The 20,029-nt window shown below is 70.2% G+C and carries 23 protein-coding genes, 1 tRNA gene and 1 riboswitch; of the genes, 17 read left to right on the top strand and 7 right to left on the bottom strand.

Annotated features, from left to right (window positions below):
- Nucleotides 1-25 precede the first annotated feature (25 nt).
- From ACWF79_RS19025 to ACWF79_RS19000, 6 genes are all read left to right on the top strand, one after another.
- Nucleotides 26-997, top strand: coding sequence for an ABC transporter substrate-binding protein (locus ACWF79_RS19025; RefSeq protein ID WP_453729252.1), 972 nt, complete (start codon nt 26-28; stop codon nt 995-997).
- Nucleotides 994-2,067: a FecCD family ABC transporter permease gene (locus ACWF79_RS19020; protein WP_453729251.1), complete on the top strand. Its 1,074-nt coding sequence runs from the start codon at nt 994-996 to the stop codon at nt 2,065-2,067. The genes ACWF79_RS19025 and ACWF79_RS19020 overlap by 4 nt, the downstream gene beginning before the upstream one ends.
- 14 nt (nt 2,068-2,081) lie before the next feature.
- Nucleotides 2,082-2,867, top strand: a complete 786-nt coding sequence (locus ACWF79_RS19015) for an ABC transporter ATP-binding protein (RefSeq protein WP_453729290.1) — start codon at nt 2,082-2,084, stop codon at nt 2,865-2,867.
- Nucleotides 2,868-2,911: 44 nt separating this feature from the next.
- Entirely contained in the window at nt 2,912-3,010 is a 99-nt protein-coding gene (locus ACWF79_RS19010) for a putative leader peptide (protein WP_361962636.1), read from the top strand.
- A 100-nt stretch (nt 3,011-3,110) separates the two neighbouring features.
- Nucleotides 3,111-3,389: a MoaD/ThiS family protein gene (locus ACWF79_RS19005; RefSeq protein ID WP_453729250.1), complete on the top strand. Its 279-nt coding sequence runs from the start codon at nt 3,111-3,113 to the stop codon at nt 3,387-3,389.
- A gap of 5 nt (nt 3,390-3,394) precedes the next feature.
- Nucleotides 3,395-4,345 (top strand): PLP-dependent cysteine synthase family protein, encoded by a 951-nt coding sequence (locus ACWF79_RS19000; protein WP_453729249.1) that lies wholly within the window; start codon nt 3,395-3,397, stop codon nt 4,343-4,345.
- A gap of 90 nt (nt 4,346-4,435) precedes the next feature.
- Here the strand turns inward: ACWF79_RS19000 and ACWF79_RS18995 are convergent, their stop codons facing one another.
- On the bottom strand, nt 4,436-4,963 hold the full coding sequence (locus tag ACWF79_RS18995; RefSeq protein WP_453729248.1) for a type II toxin-antitoxin system PemK/MazF family toxin: 528 nt from the start codon (nt 4,961-4,963) through the stop codon (nt 4,436-4,438).
- A 188-nt stretch (nt 4,964-5,151) separates the two neighbouring features.
- On the opposite strand from ACWF79_RS18995, the gene ACWF79_RS18990 reads away from it, so the two are divergent.
- Nucleotides 5,152-5,904, top strand: a complete 753-nt coding sequence (locus tag ACWF79_RS18990) for an MBL fold metallo-hydrolase (RefSeq protein ID WP_453729247.1) — start codon at nt 5,152-5,154, stop codon at nt 5,902-5,904.
- A 72-nt stretch (nt 5,905-5,976) separates the two neighbouring features.
- Here the strand turns inward: ACWF79_RS18990 and ACWF79_RS18985 are convergent, their stop codons facing one another.
- On the bottom strand, nt 5,977-7,242 hold the full coding sequence (locus tag ACWF79_RS18985; protein WP_453729246.1) for a PTS transporter subunit EIIC: 1,266 nt from the start codon (nt 7,240-7,242) through the stop codon (nt 5,977-5,979).
- Nucleotides 7,243-7,496: 254 nt separating this feature from the next.
- A complete protein-coding gene (locus tag ACWF79_RS18980) occupies nt 7,497-8,798 on the bottom strand; it encodes a PTS transporter subunit EIIC (RefSeq protein WP_453729245.1) in 1,302 nt (433 codons plus the stop codon).
- A 218-nt stretch (nt 8,799-9,016) separates the two neighbouring features.
- On the opposite strand from ACWF79_RS18980, the gene ACWF79_RS18975 reads away from it, so the two are divergent.
- From ACWF79_RS18975 to rdgB, 4 genes are all read left to right on the top strand, one after another.
- The gene (locus tag ACWF79_RS18975) at nt 9,017-9,277 is read left to right on the top strand and encodes a glucose PTS transporter subunit EIIB (RefSeq protein WP_453729244.1); all 261 of its coding nucleotides are present in this window, start codon (nt 9,017-9,019) and stop codon (nt 9,275-9,277) included.
- A 121-nt stretch (nt 9,278-9,398) separates the two neighbouring features.
- On the top strand, nt 9,399-10,130 hold the full coding sequence (rph, locus tag ACWF79_RS18970) for a ribonuclease PH (protein WP_453729243.1): 732 nt from the start codon (nt 9,399-9,401) through the stop codon (nt 10,128-10,130).
- Nucleotides 10,131-10,213: 83 nt separating this feature from the next.
- Nucleotides 10,214-10,594: a hypothetical protein gene (locus tag ACWF79_RS18965; RefSeq protein WP_453729242.1), complete on the top strand. Its 381-nt coding sequence runs from the start codon at nt 10,214-10,216 to the stop codon at nt 10,592-10,594.
- Between the two features lie 8 nt (nt 10,595-10,602).
- On the top strand, nt 10,603-11,205 hold the full coding sequence (gene rdgB, locus ACWF79_RS18960) for an RdgB/HAM1 family non-canonical purine NTP pyrophosphatase (protein ID WP_453729241.1): 603 nt from the start codon (nt 10,603-10,605) through the stop codon (nt 11,203-11,205).
- A gap of 60 nt (nt 11,206-11,265) precedes the next feature.
- Here rdgB and ACWF79_RS18955 read toward each other — a convergent pair.
- The 3 genes from ACWF79_RS18955 to bcp all read right to left on the bottom strand — a co-directional run bounded on the left by ACWF79_RS18955 (nt 11,266) and on the right by bcp (nt 13,523).
- Nucleotides 11,266-11,338 (bottom strand) — tRNA-Leu (locus tag ACWF79_RS18955).
- Between the two features lie 91 nt (nt 11,339-11,429).
- On the bottom strand, nt 11,430-12,929 hold the full coding sequence (gene proP, locus ACWF79_RS18950; RefSeq protein WP_453729240.1) for a glycine betaine/L-proline transporter ProP: 1,500 nt from the start codon (nt 12,927-12,929) through the stop codon (nt 11,430-11,432).
- 120 nt (nt 12,930-13,049) lie between these two features.
- Nucleotides 13,050-13,523, bottom strand: coding sequence for a thioredoxin-dependent thiol peroxidase (gene bcp / locus ACWF79_RS18945; RefSeq protein WP_453729239.1), 474 nt, complete (start codon nt 13,521-13,523; stop codon nt 13,050-13,052).
- Nucleotides 13,524-13,660: 137 nt separating this feature from the next.
- On the opposite strand from bcp, the gene ACWF79_RS18940 reads away from it, so the two are divergent.
- The 3 genes from ACWF79_RS18940 to ACWF79_RS18930 all read left to right on the top strand — a co-directional run bounded on the left by ACWF79_RS18940 (nt 13,661) and on the right by ACWF79_RS18930 (nt 14,935).
- Nucleotides 13,661-13,981 carry a DUF3618 domain-containing protein gene (locus ACWF79_RS18940; RefSeq protein WP_453729238.1) on the top strand — a complete coding sequence of 107 codons (321 nt, stop codon included), beginning with the start codon at nt 13,661-13,663 and terminating at the stop codon, nt 13,979-13,981.
- A 138-nt stretch (nt 13,982-14,119) separates the two neighbouring features.
- Nucleotides 14,120-14,458, top strand: coding sequence for a GroES family chaperonin (locus ACWF79_RS18935; RefSeq protein ID WP_453729237.1), 339 nt, complete (start codon nt 14,120-14,122; stop codon nt 14,456-14,458).
- Between the two features lie 52 nt (nt 14,459-14,510).
- Nucleotides 14,511-14,581, top strand: a riboswitch (guanidine-III (ykkC-III) riboswitch).
- Between the two features lie 33 nt (nt 14,582-14,614).
- A complete protein-coding gene (locus ACWF79_RS18930) occupies nt 14,615-14,935 on the top strand; it encodes a DMT family transporter (protein ID WP_453729236.1) in 321 nt (106 codons plus the stop codon).
- 3 nt (nt 14,936-14,938) lie between these two features.
- On the opposite strand, the gene ACWF79_RS18925 is transcribed toward ACWF79_RS18930, so the two are convergent.
- Entirely contained in the window at nt 14,939-17,170 is a 2,232-nt protein-coding gene (locus tag ACWF79_RS18925; protein ID WP_453729235.1) for a transglycosylase domain-containing protein, read from the bottom strand.
- A 239-nt stretch (nt 17,171-17,409) separates the two neighbouring features.
- Between ACWF79_RS18925 and ACWF79_RS18920 the strand changes: the two genes are divergently transcribed.
- The 3 genes from ACWF79_RS18920 to ACWF79_RS18910 are packed head-to-tail and all read left to right on the top strand — an operon-like array spanning nt 17,410 to nt 20,024.
- Entirely contained in the window at nt 17,410-18,210 is an 801-nt protein-coding gene (locus tag ACWF79_RS18920; protein ID WP_453729289.1) for an ABC transporter permease, read from the top strand.
- A 19-nt stretch (nt 18,211-18,229) separates the two neighbouring features.
- Nucleotides 18,230-19,006 carry an ABC transporter permease gene (locus tag ACWF79_RS18915; protein ID WP_453729288.1) on the top strand — a complete coding sequence of 259 codons (777 nt, stop codon included), beginning with the start codon at nt 18,230-18,232 and terminating at the stop codon, nt 19,004-19,006.
- A gap of 13 nt (nt 19,007-19,019) precedes the next feature.
- Entirely contained in the window at nt 19,020-20,024 is a 1,005-nt protein-coding gene (locus tag ACWF79_RS18910; RefSeq protein ID WP_453729234.1) for an ABC transporter ATP-binding protein, read from the top strand.
- Nucleotides 20,025-20,029 lie beyond the last annotated feature (5 nt).

The following is a 20,029-nucleotide window of genomic DNA, read 5'->3' as shown; positions in this document are numbered from 1 at the left end:
AATCCCCGGAGGAGGCTCGTCCGTCATGACCTGGCGCCGCCGTACCCTGCTGCCCGCCGCCCTCGTCCCGCTGCTCGCCGCCTGCGCGGCCCCGGCGGAGCAGGCATCCCCCTCGGCGAAGGCCGGGCCGGGATTCCCGTACACCGTCTCCAACTGCGGCGTGAAGACGACCTACCAGGCGCCGCCCCGGCGGGCCGTGACCATGAACCAGCACGTCACCGAGGTCATGCTCGCCCTCGGCCTGGAGAAGTCCCTGGTCGGCACCGCCTATCTCGACGACCGGATCCTGCCCGCGTACAAGAAGGCCTACGACGCGGTGCCGGTGCTCGCCAAGGAGTACCCCTCCAAGGAGGCCCTCCTCGCCGCCAACCCCGACTTCGTCTACGGGGGTTACGCCAGCGCCTTCGACGCCAAGGCGGGCCGCGGCCGCGACGACCTGAAGAAGGCGGGCATCGACAGCCGTCTGAACATGGAGTACTGCCCCTCGGGCGCCTCCTCGCTCGCCGACCTCTACCGGGAGGTCGACGAGGTGGCCAGGACCTTCGGCGTCCCCGAGCGCGGCACCCGCTGGACCGACGGGGCGAAGAGGACCGTCACGGCGACCGAGCAACGGCTCAAGGGCCTCGCCCCGGTCTCCGTCTTCGTCTACGACAGCGGCGACAAGACCGCGTTCACCGCGGGCGGCAAGGGCATCGGCAACGAACTGATCACCCGGGCCGGTGGCCGCAACGTCTTCGCCGACCTCGACAAGACCTTCGGCGACGCGGCATGGGAGCAGGTCGTCGCCCGCAAGCCCGACGTGATCGTCATCTACGACTACGGCTCCACGACCGTCGAACAGAAGAAGAAGCGCCTCCTGGACGACCCGGTCCTCAAGGACGTCCCGGCGATCAGGAACAAGCGCTTCGCCGTCATGCCCCTCTCGGACGCGGTCCTCGGCGTCCGGGTCCCGGCCGCCGTCGACAAGCTGGCCGCCCAGCTCCACCCGGGCCGATGACGGCCCTCACCGGACCGGGGGCGACCGCGCAGGCCGCGGCCGCCCCCGCCCGGCGCGGCCCGCTCCCCTACGGGCTCGTCGTCGCGGGCCTGCTCGCCGCCCTCGCGGCCGCCGTCGTCGCGGGCGTGGCGCTCGGGTCCGTACGGATACCCGTGGGCCAGGTCGTCGAGATCCTCACCGGCCGCGCCGCCCCCTCCCCGTACCGCACGATCGTGTTCGACGTCCGGCTGCCGCGCGTGCTGCTCGGCGCGGTCGTCGGGGCGGGGCTCGCCGTCGTCGGCGCCGTCCTCCAGGCCCTGGTCCGCAACCGGCTCGCCGACCCCTTCCTCCTCGGGATCTCCTCCGGGGCGTCCAGCGGGGCCGTCCTCGTCCTGGTCCTCGGCATCGGAGGCGGGGTCACCACCACCGTCGCCATGCCCGCCGGGGCCTTCGCCGGCGCCCTGTTCGCCCTCGTCCTCGTCTACGCCCTGGCCCGGAGCGGCTCGACCATGACCGGTGCCCGGCTGGTCCTCGCGGGTGTCGCCGTCTCGTACATCCTGACGGCCCTGACCACCCTGCTCCTGGTCCTCTCCGCCCGCCCCGAGCACTTCCAGGAGGCGATGTTCTGGTCCCTGGGCGGCCTCGGCAGCGCCCGCTGGGACTCCCTCGCCGTGCCCGCCACCGTCGTCGCCCTCGGCACCGCCCTGCTCGTCGCCCTCGCCCGCCCCCTGGACCTGCTCCTCGTCGGGGAGGAGGGCGCGACCGTACTCGGCCTGGACACCGCCCGCTTCCGCGCGGCCGTCTTCGTCCTGGCCTCCCTCGTCACCGCCGTCATGGTCTCCGTCAGCGGGGCCGTCGGCTTCGTCGGCCTGATGGTCCCGCACGCCGCCCGGATGGCCGTCGGCGCCCCGCACCGCCGCCTGTTGCCGGTCGCCGCGCTCGGCGGCGCGCTCGCCCTGATCCTCGCCGACCTCGCCGCCCGGACCGTCGCCGCGCCCCAGGACATCCCCGTCGGCGTGCTCACGGCCCTCATCGGCGGCCCGTTCTTCCTCTGGCTCATGCGCCGGCGCCCGGAAGGGAGCCCGGTATGAGGGAGAAGCCCGACATGGCCGAACTGGTCCTCCGGGGAGTCTCGTACGGGACCCGGCTCCTGGACGCCGACCTGACCGCACGCCCCGGTGAGACCGTCGGGCTCGTCGGTCCCAACGGCAGCGGCAAGTCCACCCTCCTGCGCTGCGTCTACGGCACCCTCACCCCCACCTCCGGCCGCGTCCTCCTCGACGGCGACGACCTGTCCGCCCTCGGGCCCAAGACGCGCGCCCGCCGCGTCGCGACCGTCCCGCAGGACGGCTCCACCGAGTTCGAGCTGACCGTCCACGAACTGGTCGCCCTCGGCCGCTCCCCGCACAAGCGCTTCTGGGAGGGCGACACGGCCGCCGACCGCGTACGCGCCGAGGCCGCCCTCGCCCGGGTCGGCATCGCCGAGCTCGCCGACCGGCCGTACCCCACCCTCTCCGGCGGGGAGCGCCAGCGCGCCCTGGTCGCCCGCGCCCTCGTCCAGGACCCGGCGCTCCTCGTCCTCGACGAGCCCACCAACCACCTCGACATCCGCTACCAGCTCGAAGTCCTGCGGCTCGTCCGCCACTTGGGCACCACCAACCTCCTCGCCCTGCACGACCTCAACCTCGCCGCCGCCTACTGCGACCGGTTGTACGTCCTGGAGCGCGGCCGGATCGTCGCCGAAGGGGCCCCGACGGAGGTCCTCACCCCCGCACTGCTGGCCACCGTCTACGGTGTGGAAGCCGAGGTCATCCCGCATCCGAGGACCGGCACGCCGACCGTCCTCTACGTCCCAGGTCCGCCAGTCGAGCGCGAATCGTCCGACATGTGAGATCACATTCCGGAACCCGGACCGGGAATCGATACGATGACCGCATGGTTTCCCACGACGTGAGCGAAGTGACGACGCCGGGCAGCGCGCTGCTCGTGGCGCGGCTGCACGTCGACCTGTGCCGTCTCGCCAGCGCGATGTGAGCGCGGGGCGGCCCACCGACCGGCGCCCCGAGAAGCACCACCCCGCGCGGGGGACCACAGCCGCGCGCCTTTCACGCCACTCCCGACAGGAGCCCACGCCATGGCCATCGAGGTCCGCATCCCGACCATTCTCCGCACCTACACCGACGGCGAGAAGGCCGTCACGGGCAACGGTGCGACGCTCGCCGAGCTCTTCGCCGACCTGGAGACGCGCCACGCCGGGATCGAGGCCCGCATCGTGGACAACGGCCAGCTGCGCCGCTTCGTCAACGTCTACCTCAACGACGAGGACGTCCGCTTCCTCGACGGCATCGACACCAAGCTGACCGACGGCGACAACGTCACGATCCTGCCGGCCGTGGCCGGCGGCATGGTCTGATCCACATGCGTTACGACTCCCCGCTCGCGGCGGTCGGCAACACGCCCCTGGTCCGGCTGCCCCGGCTCTCCCCGTCGGACGACGTCCGCATCTGGGCCAAGCTGGAGGACCGCAACCCCACCGGCTCGGTCAAGGACCGCCCCGCGCTCCACATGATCGAGCAGGCCGAGAAGGACGGCCGGCTCACCCCCGGCTGCACCATCCTGGAGCCGACCAGCGGAAACACCGGGATCTCGCTGGCGATGGCGGCGAAGCTCAAGGGCTACCGCATCGTCTGCGTCATGCCGGAGAACACCAGCGAGGAGCGTCGCCAGCTGCTCGCCATGTGGGGCGCCGAGATCATCTCGTCCCCGGCGGCGGGCGGGTCGAACACGGCGGTACGGGTCGCCAAGGAGATCGCGGCGGAGAACCCCACCTGGGTGATGCTCTACCAGTACGGCAACCCGGACAACGCGGGCGCCCACTACGCCACGACGGGCCCGGAGATCCTGACGGACCTCCCCTCCATCACCCACTTCGTGGCGGGCCTGGGCACCACCGGCACCCTGATGGGCGTCGGCCGCTACCTGCGCGAGCACAAGCCGGACATCAAGATCGTCGCCGCCGAACCCCGGTACGACGACCTGGTCTACGGTCTGCGGAACCTGGACGAGGGCTTCGTCCCCGAGCTGTACGACGCCTCGGTCCTCACCACCCGCTTCTCGGTCGGCTCGGCCGACGCGGTCACCCGCACCCGGGAACTCCTCCAGCAGGAGGGCATCTTCGCCGGCGTCTCCACGGGCGCGGCACTGCACGCGGCGATCGGCGTCGGCCAGAAGGCGCTGAAGGCGGGCGAGAGCGCGGACATCGTCTTCGTGGTGGCGGACGGCGGCTGGAAGTACCTGTCGACGGGTCTGTACACGGCGAAGACGACGGAAGAAGCGATCGAAACGGTGCAGGGCCAGCTCTGGGCGTAGCCCTCTCGGTTGGATCATGCCAGGCTCGCAGGGCCTGGCACCGCGCGCTCGACCGGCCTACGACGGGCCCAGGGCGCGCTCACGGCGCGCTCACGACGCCAAATGGCGGACCTGGTCCCACACGACCGGGTCCGCCGTTCCCACCTTCCGCCGGAACTCCCACACCGGGACCTCCCGCAGCTCGTCGGTCTCCAGGAAGCTCGGCCGCCCCTGCGCGTCCCCCACGGAGCCCGGCGGCAGCGCGATCACGGCCGGCCGCTCGTCGTGGTACTTGCTCGTGATCTTGACGACGAGGGCGCAGTCGCCCCGGAGCGAGAGCACCAGGCACGGCCGGTCCTTCGCCCGCCCGTCTCCGGCCACCGCCCTACCCGACGCGCTGCGCGCGGCACCTTCTGATGTCGGCCCGTCCTCGTAGGGCACGTCGGCCCACCAGATCTCGCCCGCACGGGGGAGCCGCTCCGGCAACCGGCCGGGGGCGGAGGGCCGTGTGGAGGGCCGCGCCGGCGGGCGCGTCCGGCCACCGGGCCGCCGGGCGGACCGCTTCCAGCCGTCCGCCAGTGCCACCACCAGCGCGATCACCACGACCGCGACGAGCGCCGGCCACCAGGACGTGTCCATACCCCAAGACGTTACCGGCCGCCCGTACCCCGCGCTCTCCCGCTCCAGGTCCATCCGAACCGGTGACAGAGCCCGTGAGTTCGCCCACAACGAGCCGCCGCGGAGGAGCGACGGGCGGGGTGGCGCCTTACGCTCGACGCATCGCAAGACCTCCCCCGCCGCTCTCCGCCCTCGGAGGTTCACGCTCCATGAAGCTCACCGTCGTCGGCTGCTCCGGGTCGTTCCCGTCCGCGGACTCGGCCTGTTCGAGCTACCTCGTAGAGGCCGACGGCTTCCGGCTGCTCCTCGACATGGGCAATGGCGCCCTGGGCGAGCTGCAGCGCCACATCGGTCTGTACGACCTCGACGCGATCTTCCTCAGCCATCTGCACGCCGACCACTGCATCGACATGTGCGGGTACTTCGTCGCGCGCTACTACCGCCACGAGGGCGGGCGCTGCGCCGCGATCCCGGTCTTCGCCCCGGAGGGCGCCGAACAGCGCCTGACCACGGCGTACGCCGACACCCCCTCGGACAAGTCGATGAGCGAGGTCTTCGACTTCCGCACGCTGAAGTCGGGCTCCTTCGAGATCGGCCCGTTCTCCGTCCGCACGGAGAAGGTGTGCCACCCGGTGGAGGCGTACGGCATCAGGATCGAGCACGGCGGCCGTTCGCTGACGTACTCCGGCGACACGGGAGCCTGCGACGCCCTGCACGAACTGGCGGAGGGCGTGGACCTGTTCCTCTGCGAGGCGTCGTTCACGCACGGCAAGGAGGACGTCCCGGACCTCCACCTCAACGGCCGCGAGGCGGGCGCGGAGGCGGCCCGCTCCTCGGTGGGCCGCCTGGTGCTGACCCACATCCCGCCGTGGACGGACGGTGCCCAGAACCTGGCGGACGCGCGGGCGGTGTACGACGGGCCGTCGGAGCTGGCGTACGCGGGCGCGGTCTACGAGGTCTGAGCGCCTTCGGACGTACGGGAAGGGCCCCGGAACCTGTTCGGTTCCGGGGCCCTTCCGCCGTACGGGCGAGGCTCACGCCTTGGTGAGGTCCTCGACCTCCTCCTCGGGCTCGCGGCCCGGGGTGGTGAGGTTGAACTTGGTGATCGCGAAGCGGAAGACCGCGTAGTAGATCGCGGCGAAGACCAGACCGATCGGGATGATCATCCAGGGCTTCGTGGCGAGGTTCCAGTTCAGCGCGTAGTCGATGAAGCCCGCGGAGAACGTGAAGCCGGCGTGGACCCCAAGGGCCCAGGTCACGGCCATCGAGATGGCGGTGAGGATCGCGTGGATCACGTACAGGACCGGCGCGATGAACATGAAGGTGAACTCGATCGGCTCGGTGATACCCGTGACGAAGGAGGTCAGCGCGAGCGAGAGCATCATGCCCATGACGGCCTTGCGGCGCTCCGGGCGGGCGGAGTGCGCGATGGCGAGCGCGGCGGCCGGGAGGCCGAACATCATGATCGGGAAGAAGCCCGACATGAAGATTCCGGCGCTCGGGTCACCGGCGAAGAAGCGGTTCAGGTCACCGTGGACGACCTCGCCGGCCGCATTGGTGAAGTCACCGATCTGGAACCAGGAGACGGTGTTCACGAACTGGTGCATGCCGACCGGGATCAGCGCGCGGTTGATCAGGCCGAAGAGGCCGGCGCCACCGGCGCCGAGGCCGGTCATCCACTCGCCGAAGCTGGAGATGCCGTTGCCGATGGGCTCCCAGACCAGGCCGAAGACCACACCGACGAGGGTGCCGACGAAGGCCATGATGATCGGGACGAGACGACGGCCGTTGAAGAAGCCCAGCCAGTCGACCAGCTTGGTGCGGTGGAACTTCTGCCACAGGATGGCGGAGAGCAGACCCATGAGGATGCCGCCGAGGACGCCCGGGTTGTTGTACGTCGCGGCGACGTCGACACCCTTGTTGGCGGTCGTGTTGATCACCGCGTCGGTGACCGGGAACGCCTTGAGGACGTTGCTGTAGACCAGGAAGCCCACCAGGGCGGCGAGGGCGGTGGAGCCGTCGGCCTTCTTGGCGAAGCCGATGGCCACGCCTATGCAGAACAGCAGGGGCAGGTTGGCGAAGACTGCGTCACCGGCCGTGGCGAACACGGAGGCGACCTTGTCCCATCCGAGGCCGTCCTTGCCGAAGACGTCGGGCTGGCCGAGACGGAGCAAGATACCCGCGGCCGGCAGCACGGCGATCGGCAGCTGCAGGCTGCGACCGACCTTCTGCAGGCCCTGGAACAGGCCGGATCCGCGCTTCTTCGCGGGAGCGGCGGCCTGGGCGGTGGCCGTACTCATCAACTTCCTCCAGTAAGGCAAGGCGCCGCCAGAGGTCAGTGAAAAGGGGGTGACGGCGGCGTCTCGTGGAACGCGGTGGACTGGACCGCGTGGTCTACACCAATGAGTGGTGTAGACCAGTTTTAGCACGTGAGACTTAGATAAGGAACCTGCGAATTCTGTGTACTCGGGCCATAGCTGGGTGTGAACGACGAAAGGCCCCCGGACCGTGAGGTCCGAGGGCCTTTGGGCGTACTTCGTAGGTCTCTGGCGGGTTATGCCTTCGTCGTGTCCCGGTCCATCTCCTCCTCCAGCTCCTCCGGTTCACGGCCCGGGGTCGGGAGGTCGAACTTGGTGATCGCGAAACGGAAGATCGCGTAGTAGACGACCGCGAAGGCGAGGCCGATCGGAATGATCAGCCACGGTTTCGTCGCGAGGTTCCAGTTGATGACGTAGTCGATCAGGCCCGCCGAGAAGCTGAAGCCGTCCTTCACGCCCAGCGCCCACGTCACCGCCATGGACACACCCGTCAGCACCACGTGGATCACGTACAGCAGCGGGGCGATGAAGAGGAACGAGTACTCGATCGGCTCGGTGATGCCGGTGACGAACGAGGTCAGCGCGACCGAGAGCATCATGCCGCCCACCTGCTTGCGCCGGTGCGGCTTCGCGCAGTGGGTGATGGCCAGGGCCGCCGCGGGGAGCGCGAACATCATGATCGGGAAGAAGCCGGTCAGGAACTGGCCGGCGTTCGGGTCGCCCGCCAGGAACATGGGGATGTCGCCGTGGACCACCGTGCCGTCCGGCTTCTCGTACGTGCCGAACTGGAACCAGATCGGCACGTTCAGGAACTGGTGCAGGCCGATGACCAGCAGCGCGCGGTTCGCCAGGCCGAAGATGCCCGCACCCCAGGCGCCGAGCCCGACCAGCCAGTCGCTGAAGCTCTCCAGCCCGTCGCCGATCGGCGGCCAGATCCAGAGGCAGAGCGCGGCGAAGGCGATCGCGACGAACGTCATGATGATCGGGACCAGTCGGCGGCCGTTGAAGAAGCCCAGCCAGTCGACCAGCTTCTTGCGGTGGTACCGCTGCCAGAACCAGGCCGCCAGCAGCCCCATGACGATGCCGCCGAAGACGCCCGGATTCTGGTACGTGTACCCCGCGAAGGAGTCGTCCGCCCCCAGGCAGCCGCCGCTGATGTCCCTCGTGCCCTCCGGGCAGTCCTTCGGGAACTGGCGCAGCACCGTGTAGTACACGAGGAAGCCGACCACGGCCGCCAGGGCCGTCGAGCCGTCCGCCTTCTTCGCCATGCCGATGGCGACACCGATGCAGAACAGCAGGGGCAGGCCGAGGCTGCCGTCGAGCAGCGCGCCGCCCGCGCCCGCCATGACCTTGGCGACGTTGTCCCAGCCGAGGCCGTCGGCCCCGAAGACGTCCGGCTGGCCGAGCCGGTTGATGATGCCGGCCGCCGGGAGTACGGCGATGGGGAGCTGGAGGCTCCGCCCCATCTTCTGCAGCCCCTGGAAGAGTCCGCCCCATGTCGACTTCTTCGGCGCGGCGGCTGCTCTGTCCGTACTCATCGGCGTCCTCCCTGGCCGGAACGGACCCGGAACAGAACGGGCCCGACTCACGTTGCAGACTGGTGTAGACCAGTTGCGATAGGCTCCCGGAGCCCGCTGAGGGCAGGTCGCCGGTGATCGTCATCATTCGGCAGAACGAGGGCACTCGCTCGCGAAGTTGGGCCAACCGTGGGTTACCGTGACAAAGCGGACCATCGGTGCGCCGAGACTCACGTTCTTTGAACGGGAACGGACAGGGAGAAAACATGGCCAGCAAGGCTGAGAAGATCGTCGCCGGGCTCGGCGGCATCGACAACATCGAAGAGGTCGAGGGCTGCATCACCCGCCTGCGCACCGAGGTCGTCGACGCGAGCCTGGTCGACGAGGCCGCTCTCAAGGCCGCCGGCGCCCACGGCGTCGTGAAGATGGGCACCGCGATCCAGGTCGTCATCGGCACCGACGCCGACCCGATCGCCGCCGACATCGAAGACATGATGTGAGCAGCTGACTCCCGGCTGCAGCACGCCCACGGGGGCCCGGTCCGACAGGGGACCGGGCCCCCGTCCGCGTACGGCCATGACGGCGAACCGTGCCCCCGTCGCGTACGGCTACGCTCGTGACATGTCTCGTATCGACGGCCGTACCCCCGAACAGCTCCGCCCCGTCACCATCCAGCGCGGTTGGAGCAAGCACGCCGAGGGCTCCGTCCTCATCTCCTTCGGCGACACCAAGGTCTTCTGCACCGCCTCCGTCACCGAAGGCGTCCCGCGCTGGCGCAAGGGCAGCGGCGAGGGCTGGGTCACCGGCGAGTACTCGATGCTCCCGCGCGCGACCAACACCCGCGGCGACCGCGAGTCCGTCCGCGGCAAGATCGGCGGCCGCACCCACGAGATCTCCCGGCTCATCGGCCGCTCGCTGCGCGCCGTCATCGACTACAAGGCCCTCGGCGAGAACACCATCGTCCTCGACTGCGACGTCCTCCAGGCCGACGGCGGCACCCGCACCGCCGCCATCACCGGCGCGTACGTCGCCCTCGCCGACGCCGTCGCCTGGGCCCAGGGCAAGAAGCTCGTCAAGGCCGGCCGCAAGCCCCTCACCGGCACCGTCGCCGCCGTCTCCGTCGGCATCGTCGACGGCGTCCCCCTCCTCGACCTCTGCTACGAGGAGGACGTCCGCGCCGAGACCGACATGAACGTCGTCTGCACCGGCGACGGCCGTTTCGTCGAGGTCCAGGGCACCGCCGAGGCCGAGCCCTTCGACCGCAAGGAGCTCAACGCCCTCCTCGACCTGGCGTCCGGCGGCTGCGCCGAACTCGCCGAGATCCAGCGCAAGGCGCTCGAAGGAACTCTGTAGGCCGCGGCGGCGTCTTCCTATGCACGGGCGTACGACGAACCGCTGTACGCCCGTGCATCCACATCTTCTGGGGAGGACCCGTCTTGAAGCGCCGCCTCGCACTCGCCCTCGCCTCGGCAGCCGTACTCACCACCACCCTCGTCGGCTGCGGAGCACTCGACAAGGCCATGGACTGTGTCGCGACCGCCGACGCGATAGCCACCAGCGTCGACAAGCTCTCGCAGGCGGCCTCCAACGCCTCCAACGACCCGACGCAGCTCAACGAGGCCCTGAACGAGATCTCCACCGAGCTCGGCAAGCTCAAGGACACGACCGACAACGCGGACCTGTCCAAGGCCGTGGACGACCTCACCAAGGGCGTCGAGACCGTGCGTACGGCCGTCAAGGAGGGCGACACCACCCCGGACATCAAGCCGATCACCGACGCGGCCACCGAGATCGGCAAGGTCTGCACCCCGGGATAATCGGGAGCATGACCCGTCTGATCCTCGCCACCCGCAACGCCGGGAAGATCACCGAACTCCACGCGATCCTCGCCGACGCAGGCCTCACCCATGAGCTCGTCGGCGCGGACGCGTACCCGGAGGTCCCCGACACCAAGGAGACCGGCGTCACCTTCGCCGAGAACGCCCTCCTCAAGGCCCACGCTCTCGCCCGCGCCACGGGCCTGCCGGCCATCGCCGACGACTCCGGCCTCTGCGTCGACGTCCTGAACGGCGCCCCCGGCATCTTCTCGGCCCGCTGGTCCGGCACCCACGGCGACGACCGCGCCAACCTGGACCTGCTCCTCGCCCAGATCGCCGACATCGACGACACCCACCGCGGAGCCCACTTCGCCTGCGCGGCGGCCCTGGCACTCCCCGACGGCACGGAGCGCGTGGTCGAGGGCCGGATGCGAGGGGTCCTGCGCCACACCCCGGTCGGCACGAACGGCTTCGGCTACGACCCGATCCTCCAGCCCGAGGGCTACGAGGTGACGTGCGCCCAGCTCTCCCCGGAGGAGAAGAACGCGATCAGCCACCGGGGCAAGGCGTTCCGCGCGCTGGTGCCGGTGGTACGGGAGCTGGTGGGCTGAGGGCCGCCGACGACAGAGCCCGTCACCTTGGAATCAAAGGTGACGGGCTCCCCGTAGCCGTACGCCCGGTCGGATTCGAACCGACAACACATGGCACCTAAAGCCATTCTCTCTTCCATTGGAGTACGGGCGCGTACAGTGCTGTTCACTTTACCCGCTGCCCTCCCCGACACCAGGTGCCTGCGACCGCCTGACAGTTGGGGCCCAGGAGCGGGGAGTCGGCGTCAGAACTTCGGTTCGGGGGCCTGGGCCAGGACGAGCTCGGCCGCTTCCTCCGGGGTCTCCACCGACGGGGGCGAGCCCTCCAGCGGGCGCTGCGCGGTCTCCTTCATGCAGGCCACCGCGACCACGCCGACGAGCGCCGCCGCCATGGCGTAGTACGCCGGCATCAGGTTGCTGCCGGTCGCGCCGATCAGCGCCGTGATGACGAGCGGGGTCGTACCGCCGAAGAGCGAGGTCGACAGGTTGTAGCCGACGGACAGGGAGCCGTAGCGCACATCGGTCGGGAAGAGCGCCGGGAGCGCCGCCGACATCGTGCCGAGCATGCAGACCAGCGACAGACCGAGCATCAGCATGCCCGCCGTGATGGCCGGGATGCCGCCCTGGCCGATCAGCAGGAACGCGGGCAGCGACAGGAAGAGGAAGCCCAGCATCCCCGCCATCAGGACGGGCTTGCGCCCGAACCGGTCGTTGAGCCGCCCCACCTGAGTGATGATCAGCATCAGGAGGACCATCACCAGCAGCAGGATCAGCAGGCCGTGCGTCTCGCTGTAGCCGAGCTCGTCGGAGAGGTACGTCGGCATGTACGACAGCAGCATGTAGTCGGTGATGTTGTACGCGCCCACGAGCGCGATGCACAGGATCAGCGTCGGCCACTGCTGGCGGAAGATCTTGGCCAGGTCGCCCTTGGTGGAGGTCTCCACCGCGTCCGCCGCCTCCGAGGCGCGCGCCGACTCGCTCTCCAACTTCTGGAAGGCGGGTGTCTCGTCGAGGCGCATCCGCAGGTAGAGGCCGACCAGGCCGAGCGGCCCCGCCACCAGGAACGGCACGCGCCAGCCCCACGCCTCCATCGTCTCGGAGCCGAGCCAGGTGGTGAGCGCCGTGACCAGGCCCGCCGCCGCGACGTAGCCGGCGAGGGTGCCGAACTCCAGGAAGCTGCCGAAGAAGCCACGTCGGCGGTCGGGCGCGTACTCGGCGATGAACGTCGACGCGCCGCCGTACTCCCCGCCCGTGGAGAAGCCCTGCAGCATCCGGAAGAGGACGAGCAGGACGGGCGCCCAGAAGCCGATCGACGCGTACGACGGGATCAGACCGATCGCGAACGTGCCGACCGCCATGAGGATCATCGTCAGGGCCAGGACCTTCTTGCGGCCGATCCTGTCACCCATCGGGCCGAACACCATGCCGCCGAGGGGCCGCACGAGGAACGCGACCGCGAAGGTCGCGAACGACGACAGCAGCTGCACGGTGTCGTTCCCGGCCGGGAAGAAGACATGGCCGAGCGTGACGGCCAGATAGGCGTAGATGCCGAAGTCGAACCACTCCATGGCATTGCCGAGCGAGGCCGCCTTCACGGCGCGCTTGACCGCCGCCTCGTCGGTCACCGTGATGTCCGACCGGCGCAAGGGCGGCTGCTGCCGCCGTGTGATGGCCCGGAACAGCCGCGGATGCCGTCTGCGAGCCTCCGGGTCGGCCTCGATCGTGGTGCGGTCGGTGGCCGACATGGCCGTACGTCCTTTCTCGGGGGGTAGCTCCAAGAAGGACGTCTGCGCGGCGATGGCGATCGCAAACGCAGCGGCCGGAGAAGTGAGGCCTCCGTCACATTCCGGGCCTCGGGCTCGTCGTCAGGCCTGGATGCCCAGGTCCTTGAGGATCTTGGCGACGTGGCCGGTCGCCTTCACGTTGTAGAGAGCGCGCTCGACCTTGCCGTCCTCGTCCACGACGACCGTCGAGCGGATCACGCCCGTCACCGTCTTGCCGTACAGCTTCTTCTCGCCGAACGCGCCGTACGCCTCCAGCGTCTCCTTCGACGGGTCACCGACCAGCGTGACCTTCAGGGACTCCTTGTCGCGGAACTTCGCCAGCTTCTCCGGCTTGTCCGGCGACACGCCGATGACGTCGTAGCCCGCGCCGGCCAGCACGTCCAGGTTGTCCGTGAAGTCGCAGGCCTGCTTGGTGCAGCCCGGGGTGAGCGCCGCCGGGTAGAAGTAGACGATGACCTTGCGGCCCTTGTGGTCCGCGAGCGAGACCTCGTTGCCGTCCGCGTCGGGCAGGGTGAAGGCGGGGGCGGTGTCGCCGGGCTGAAGTCGCTCGCTCATGGCTCTCCTCGGGAATGTCGGGCGTACACACACGAGCCTAATGGGGGCCTGAGACAGACCACGGAGCGAGAAACTGAGAGACTGTCCGTCAAGGACCGATTACGTCAAGGACCGATTACGACTACGGAGGCAGCGCGGTGTCGGACGCCAGGACCCCTGCGCAGATCGAGGCGGACATCGTCCGCCGGCGCGAGCAGCTCGCCGTCACTCTCGACGAGATCGGCATTCGGGTGCACCCCAGGACGATCGTCGGCGACGCGAAGGCGAGGGTCGCCTCCACGGTCGACCACACCGCCGGTCGCGCGTTCGCCGCGGTCAACCGGACCGTGTCCGACGTGAAGGCCCGCTTCACGTACGAGGACGGCGCCCCGCGCCTGGAACGGGTGGTTCCGGTGGCGGTCGTCGCCGTGGCCCTCGTCGGGCTGCTCGCGGTCTCCGCGCGCAAGCGCGGGCGATGACACGAGGGTGGCGCGGACAGTCCCGGGCGACCACGTCCGGCCAGACCCGGGTGACGGCGTCCGGCCGGTCCCGGGTGACTGCGTCCGGATGACGCCTCCCGAGTACGGTCGACACGCCCGGGCAGGTAGGTTCGGACCGTGAGCGAGAACACCCACGACAAGCTGCCCATCCGGATGCTCCACGACCGGGTGCTGGTCCGGACCGACACCCCCGAGGGGGAGCGGCGCTCGGGCGGGGGCATCCTGATCCCCGCGACCGCCGCCGTCGGCCGCCGGCTGGCCTGGGCGGAGGTCGTCGCGGTCGGCCAGAACGTCCGTACGGTCGAGACCGGTGACCGGGTCCTGTACGACCCCGAGGACCGTGCCGAGGTGGAGGTGCGGGGCGTCGCGTACGTCCTGATGCGGGAGCGCGACCTGCACGCGGTCGCGGCGGACCGCTTCGAGGGGTCCAAGGACACCACGGGGCTCTACCTGTAGCGGCCGGAGCGGACCGAGCAAGGCCTGGTGACCGGTGTCACCAGGCCTTTCGTCTGCTCTTTGCTAGCCTGGAGAGACCCGACGAGACGCGCCGTACCGGGCCATACGCAAAGACGACGCACCCTGTTGATCCGTCTCGCGGAGGTGTTCGTCGTCATGGCCTGGGTTCTTCTGATCGTCGCCGGTCTGCTCGAGGTCGGCTGGTCCATCGGCATGAAGTACACGGACGGGTTCACCCGCCTGTGGCCGAGCGTCTTCACGGGCGCCGGGATCGTCGCCTCCATGATGCTGCTCTCGCACGCCGCCAAGACGCTGCCGATCGGTACGGCGTACGGCGTCTGGGTCGGCATCGGCGCGGCCGGCGCGGCGGTGGTCGGCATGGTGCTGCTCGGTGAGCCGGCGACCGCCGCCCGAATCTTCTTCGTCTGCCTGCTGCTGGTGGCCGTGGTCGGCCTGAAGGCGACCTCGGGTCACTGACGGTCACTGACGCGGCAGGGGGCCGTCCGGGATCGGTTGGTACGGGTTTCGCTGGTCGTGGCCAGGTCGGATCGGGTCCTGTGGCTCAGGGCCCGGCCGGCCCGGGCGCTCCGGGCCCGCCTGGGCCGTGTCCTCCTGCGCGGCCCCCTGATCCCCTCCCGTTCCTTCGCCTTCCTCCCCTTCCGCCGGCAGGTCCGGCCGCGGGGGAGCGATGGGTTCCAGCCACTCCTCGGCGCCCTCGCCCAGCTGGAGTTCGAACTCCCGCGGCTCGGTGCCCGCCAGTGCGTCCCGGGTGAACTGGGCCCAGATGTCCGCCGGCTCCCCGCCCCCGTTGATCCGGGGCTGCCCGAGCGCTCCGTACAGCGGCTTCTGCTCGCCCGTCTCCGGGTCCTGGCCCATCATCGTGACGACCGTCGCCAGGTCCGGGGTGTAGCCCGCGAACCAGGCGGCCTTGTCGTCCTCGGCCGTGCCCGTCTTGCCCGCCGCCGGCCGTCCGGCCGCCAGCGCCGCCGTGCCCGTACCGCTCTCCACGACGCTCCGCAGGACCGCCGTCGTCGTGTCGGCGGCCTCCCTGCTCACCGCCTGCCGGCCGCCGGACGCCGGCAGGTTGACGACCTCGCCGTCCTTGGTGACCTTCTCGACGAGGGTGTACGTGCCGTGGCGGCCGTGGTTGGCGAGGGTGGCGTACGCCTCGGCCAGGTCGAGGGCGCTCGCGGTGGCCGGGCCGAGCGCGATGGAGGGGGAGGCGTTGAGGTCGGGGGTGTGGGCGGGCAGGCCGAGGGCGACGGCGGTCTCCCTGACCTTGGCGGGCCCGACGTCCACGGCCATCTGCGCGTACACCGCGTTGACCGAGCTGTCGGTGGCGGTGCGGACGGTGATGTCGCCGAACGAGGCGTCGTCCTCGTTGCCGGGCGCGTAGGAGCCGCCGGTCCAGCCTTGTACGGGGCGCTTGTCGGTGCCGTCGTAGTACGTGTTCGGGGTGATCGGCTCGCCGTCCTGGGTCTGCGAGGCGTTCTGGAGGGCGGCGGCGAGGACGAACGGCTTGAAGGTGGAGCCGACCTGGTAGTCGCGGCGGGTGGCGTTGTTGACGTACTGCTTGGTGAAGTCGATGCCGCCGTACAGGGCGACGACGCGGCCGCTCGCCGGGTCGATGGACGCGCCGCCGACCCGGACGAAGCGGTCGGTGGGGTTCCGCGCCGGGTCGAGCCGGGACATGACCTGCTCGTCCACGGCGTTGACGAAGGCCTCCTGCTTCTCCTTCTCCAGGGTGGTGGTGATGCGGTAGCCGCCGCCGGCGAGGGTCTTCTCGTCGATGACGTCGTGCGCGGTGAGGTACTCCTCGACGGCCTGGACGAGGTAGCCGCGCTGGCCGGAGAGGCCGGTGGCGGGCCGGGCGGCCTGCGGCGTGGGGAAGGCGGCGGCGGCCCGGCCGGCGGGGGAGAGCCACCGCTCCTTGACCATGCCGTCCAGGACGTAGTGCCAGCGGGCGAGCGCCTTGGCCCGGTTCTCGGGGTGGGTCGCCACGTCGTAGGCGCTGGGCGCCTTGAGGAGGGAGGCGAGGTACGCGCCTTCGGCGGTGTCGAGGTCGCCGGCGTCCTTGCCGTAGTAGGCGCGGGCGGCGGCCTGGATGCCGTAGGCGTTGCGGCCGAAGTAACTGGTGTTCAGGTAGCCCTCGAAGATCTGGTCCTTGCTCTTCTCGCGGTTGAGTTTGATCGCGATGAAGAACTCCTTCACCTTGCGGGTGACGGTCTGTTCCTGGCCCAGGTAGTAGTTCTTGACGTACTGCTGGGTGAGGGTGGAGCCGGACTGGCGGCCCTTGCCGGTGAGGGTGTTCCAGGCGGCGCGGACCATGGCCTTGGGGTCGACGGCGCGGGCGGAGGAGAAGTCGCGGTCCTCGGCGGCGAGTACGGCGTGCCGGACGGTGAGCGGGACCTGGGCGAGGCGCACGTTCTCGCGGTTGACCTCGCCGTCGCGGGCGATCGCGGTGCCGTCCCGGTAGAGGTACACGTTGGACTGGGCGAGCGCGGCGGCGTTGGCGGGCGGGATGTCGACGAGCAGGTAGCCGGCGAGGAAGCCGCCGGCCCCCAGCAGGGTGGTGAGGAGGACCGTGCCGAAGACCGCCCGCAGAATGCGCCGGGAGCGCGAGCGGCGCGGACGGCGGGGAGGCGGGGGGACGGTGGGGTCCCTGGGCGCCCAGCCGGGCTCGTGGGGACGATCTGGCTGGTCGTCACTCATGTCTGGAGCTCCCGTACCGGATGAAGGAGGCATGACCTCCCCATAGTGCACGTATCGGGCCAAATACTACGTAATACGACTCGAAAAGCACTCGCGGTGGCGGAGCGGGGGCCGCTAAGGTCGTGCGCTTTGGTGCGTTCGGGCGGGTGCGTTCGGGCGTAAGCGATCGGGCGGGTGCACTCGGGCGTACGCGTGCGGGGCGTAGGCGAGCGAGGCGGACAGGAGGGGGTCGGGGCGTGCTGCGTCTCTACGCGACGGTGGCCGCGCATGGGTTCCGGCGCCATGCCACGTACCGGATGGCCACGGCGGCGGGGGTGTTCACCAACACCGTCTTCGGCTTCGTCCTGTCGTTCACCTATATCGCCCTGTGGGACGAGCGGCCCCAGCTCGGTGGCTACGACATGGCGGACGCGCTCGCCTATGTGTGGATCGGCCAGGGGCTGCTGGCGGTGTGTGGGCTGATGGGCGGCGGGTTCGAGGACGAGCTGATCGAGCGGATCCGTACGGGTGACATCGCCGTCGACCTCTACCGGCCCGCGGACCTCCAGGCCTGGTGGTTCTCGGCCAACGCGGGCCGGTCGGCGTTCCAGTTGCTCGCGCGCGGGGTGGTGCCGATGGCGGTCGGCGCGCTCGCCTTCGACTTCCGGCTGCCGTCGAGGCCGGCGACCTGGCTCGCGTTCGTGCTGGCCGTCGCGCTGGGGTCGTTCGTCAGCTTCGCGATCTGGTACCTGGTGGCGATGTCCGCCTTCTGGCTGATGGACGGTCAGGGGGTCGTGCAGGTCGCCTGGCTGGGCGGGCTGTTCTTCTCGGGGATGCTGCTGCCGCTGAACGTCTTCCCCGGCGTGCTGGGGGAGGTGGCGCGGGTGCTGCCGTGGGCGTCGATGCTGCAGGTCCCGGCGGACGTCTATCTGGAGAAGTACCAGGGGTGGGGGCTCCTCGGGGCGTACGCCTTCCAGCTCGCCTGGGCGGCCGCCCTGCTCACGGCGGGCCGGCTGGCGCAGGTGCTGGCGACGCGGAAGGTGGTGGTGCAGGGTGGGTGACGCGCTGCGTACGTACGGGATGGTCGCGGGGATGTGGATCCGCTCGACGATGACGTACCGCACCTCCTTCGCCCTGACGCTCTTCTCCTCCTTCACGGTCACGTTCTTCGACTTCGTCGTGATCCTGCTGATGTTCGGTCAGGTGGAGGGCCTGGGCGGCTTCGCGTTCGCCGAGGTCGCGTTCCTGTACGGGACGACCAGCACGTCCTTCGGCATCGCGGACCTGACGATGGGCTCGCTCCAGCGCATGGGCAGGCGGGTGCGGGACGGCTCGCTGGACATGTTCCTGATGCGACCGGCGCCGGTGCTCGCGCAGGTGGCGGCGGACAAGTTCGCGCTGCGCAGGCTGGGGCGGGTGGCGCAGGGCCTGTTCGTGCTGGTCTGGTCGCTGTGCATCGTGGACGTGGAGTGGACGGCGCTGAAGGTGCTCCTGCTGCCCGTGATGCTGGTGAGCGGCGCGGTGATCTTCGGCGCGGTGATGGTGGTGGGCGCGGCGGCGCTGTTCTGGGCGCAGGACGCGGCGGAGGTGACGAGCTCGTTCACGTACGGGGGGAACACGCTGCTCCAGTACCCGCCGACGATCTTCGCGCAGGACCTGGTGCGGGGGGTCGTGTACGTCGTGCCGCTGGCGTTCGTGAACTGGCTGCCGGCGCTGTACGTGCTGGGGCGGGAGGCGCCGGCGGGGGCGCCGGGCTGGACGGCGTTCGCGTCCCCGCTGGTCGCGGCGGTGTGCTGCGGGCTCGCGGCGCTGGCGTGGCGGGCGGGACTGCGGGCGTACCGAAGTACAGGAAGCTGAGGCTGAGGATCGTATGACGTCGGACTTCATCGAACTGGAGAAGGTGGAGAAGGTCTTCGCGGTGCGCCGGAAGACGGGGCTTCTGCGCCGGGAGAAGCGCGAGGTGCGGGCGGTCGACGGGATCAGCTTCGGGGTGGGCCGGGGCGAGATGGTCGGCTACATCGGCCCCAACGGCGCGGGGAAGTCGACGACGATCAAGATGCTGACGGGCATCCTCACGCCGAGCGGGGGCCGGCTGCGGGTGGCGGGGATCGACCCCTCGAGGGAGCGGACGCGGCTGGCGCAGCGGATCGGGGTGGTGTTCGGGCAGCGGACGACCCTCTGGTGGGACCTGCCGCTGAAGGACTCGTACCGGCTGATGCACCGGATGTACCGCATCCCGGACGAGCGCTACGCCGAGAACCTGGCGCGCTGTGTGGAACTCCTCGAACTGGGCGACCTTCTGGACGTCCCGGTCCGGCAGCTGTCGCTGGGCCAGCGGATGCGCGGCGACATCGCGGCGGCGCTGCTGCACGACCCGGACGTGCTGTACCTGGACGAGCCGACGATCGGTCTCGACGTGGTGTCGAAGGCACGGGTACGGGAGTTCCTGCGCGAGCTGAACGCGACCCGGGGCACGACGGTCCTCCTGACGACCCACGACCTGACGGACATCGAGCAGCTGTGCAGCCGGGTGATGGTGATCGACCACGGCCGGCTGATGTACGACGGCGAGCTGACGGGTCTGCACGAGGCGGGTGAGAGCGAACGGACGCTGATGGTGGACCTGGAGCGTCCGCTCCCCCCGATCGACCTGCCGGGCGCCCGTTTCGTTCGCGCGGAGGGCCCGCGGCAGTGGCTGGCGTTCCCGTCGTCGTCCTCGGCGGCGCCTCTGGTGGCGGCGGTGGCGGCGAGGTACCCGCTGGTCGACCTGTCGGTGCGGGAGCCGGACATCGAGGCCGTGATCGCGAAGATGTACGGGGAAAAGCGGGAAAAGGGCGGGCTCCGGGAACTCGGAGTGCGTCCGGAAAGTCAGTGATGTAG

This window comes from Streptomyces sp. NPDC054975 (assembly GCF_053609105.1).
Note: the sequence above shows the minus strand (reverse complement) of the source record. Positions and strands in the feature narration are given on the sequence as shown.

Coding starts and splice junctions, on each gene's coding strand:
- ACWF79_RS18985 (WP_453729246.1), bottom strand. CDS start 7,242: ATGAGTACGGCCACCGCCCAGGCCGCCGCTCCCGCGAAGAAGCGCGGA.
- ACWF79_RS19015 (WP_453729290.1), top strand. CDS start 2,082: ATGGCCGAACTGGTCCTCCGGGGAGTCTCGTACGGGACCCGGCTCCTG.
- bcp (WP_453729239.1), bottom strand. CDS start 13,523: ATGAGCGAGCGACTTCAGCCCGGCGACACCGCCCCCGCCTTCACCCTG.
- ACWF79_RS18990 (WP_453729247.1), top strand. CDS start 5,152: ATGAAGCTCACCGTCGTCGGCTGCTCCGGGTCGTTCCCGTCCGCGGAC.
- ACWF79_RS19005 (WP_453729250.1), top strand. CDS start 3,111: ATGGCCATCGAGGTCCGCATCCCGACCATTCTCCGCACCTACACCGAC.
- ACWF79_RS18930 (WP_453729236.1), top strand. CDS start 14,615: ATGGCCTGGGTTCTTCTGATCGTCGCCGGTCTGCTCGAGGTCGGCTGG.
- proP (WP_453729240.1), bottom strand. CDS start 12,929: ATGTCGGCCACCGACCGCACCACGATCGAGGCCGACCCGGAGGCTCGC.
- rph (WP_453729243.1), top strand. CDS start 9,399: ATGTCTCGTATCGACGGCCGTACCCCCGAACAGCTCCGCCCCGTCACC.
- ACWF79_RS18980 (WP_453729245.1), bottom strand. CDS start 8,798: ATGAGTACGGACAGAGCAGCCGCCGCGCCGAAGAAGTCGACATGGGGC.
- ACWF79_RS19020 (WP_453729251.1), top strand. CDS start 994: ATGACGGCCCTCACCGGACCGGGGGCGACCGCGCAGGCCGCGGCCGCC.
- ACWF79_RS18995 (WP_453729248.1), bottom strand. CDS start 4,963: ATGGACACGTCCTGGTGGCCGGCGCTCGTCGCGGTCGTGGTGATCGCG.
- ACWF79_RS19010 (WP_361962636.1), top strand. CDS start 2,912: ATGGTTTCCCACGACGTGAGCGAAGTGACGACGCCGGGCAGCGCGCTG.
- ACWF79_RS18915 (WP_453729288.1), top strand. CDS start 18,230: ATGGTCGCGGGGATGTGGATCCGCTCGACGATGACGTACCGCACCTCC.
- ACWF79_RS19000 (WP_453729249.1), top strand. CDS start 3,395: ATGCGTTACGACTCCCCGCTCGCGGCGGTCGGCAACACGCCCCTGGTC.
- ACWF79_RS18910 (WP_453729234.1), top strand. CDS start 19,020: ATGACGTCGGACTTCATCGAACTGGAGAAGGTGGAGAAGGTCTTCGCG.
- rdgB (WP_453729241.1), top strand. CDS start 10,603: ATGACCCGTCTGATCCTCGCCACCCGCAACGCCGGGAAGATCACCGAA.
- ACWF79_RS18925 (WP_453729235.1), bottom strand. CDS start 17,170: ATGAGTGACGACCAGCCAGATCGTCCCCACGAGCCCGGCTGGGCGCCC.
- ACWF79_RS19025 (WP_453729252.1), top strand. CDS start 26: ATGACCTGGCGCCGCCGTACCCTGCTGCCCGCCGCCCTCGTCCCGCTG.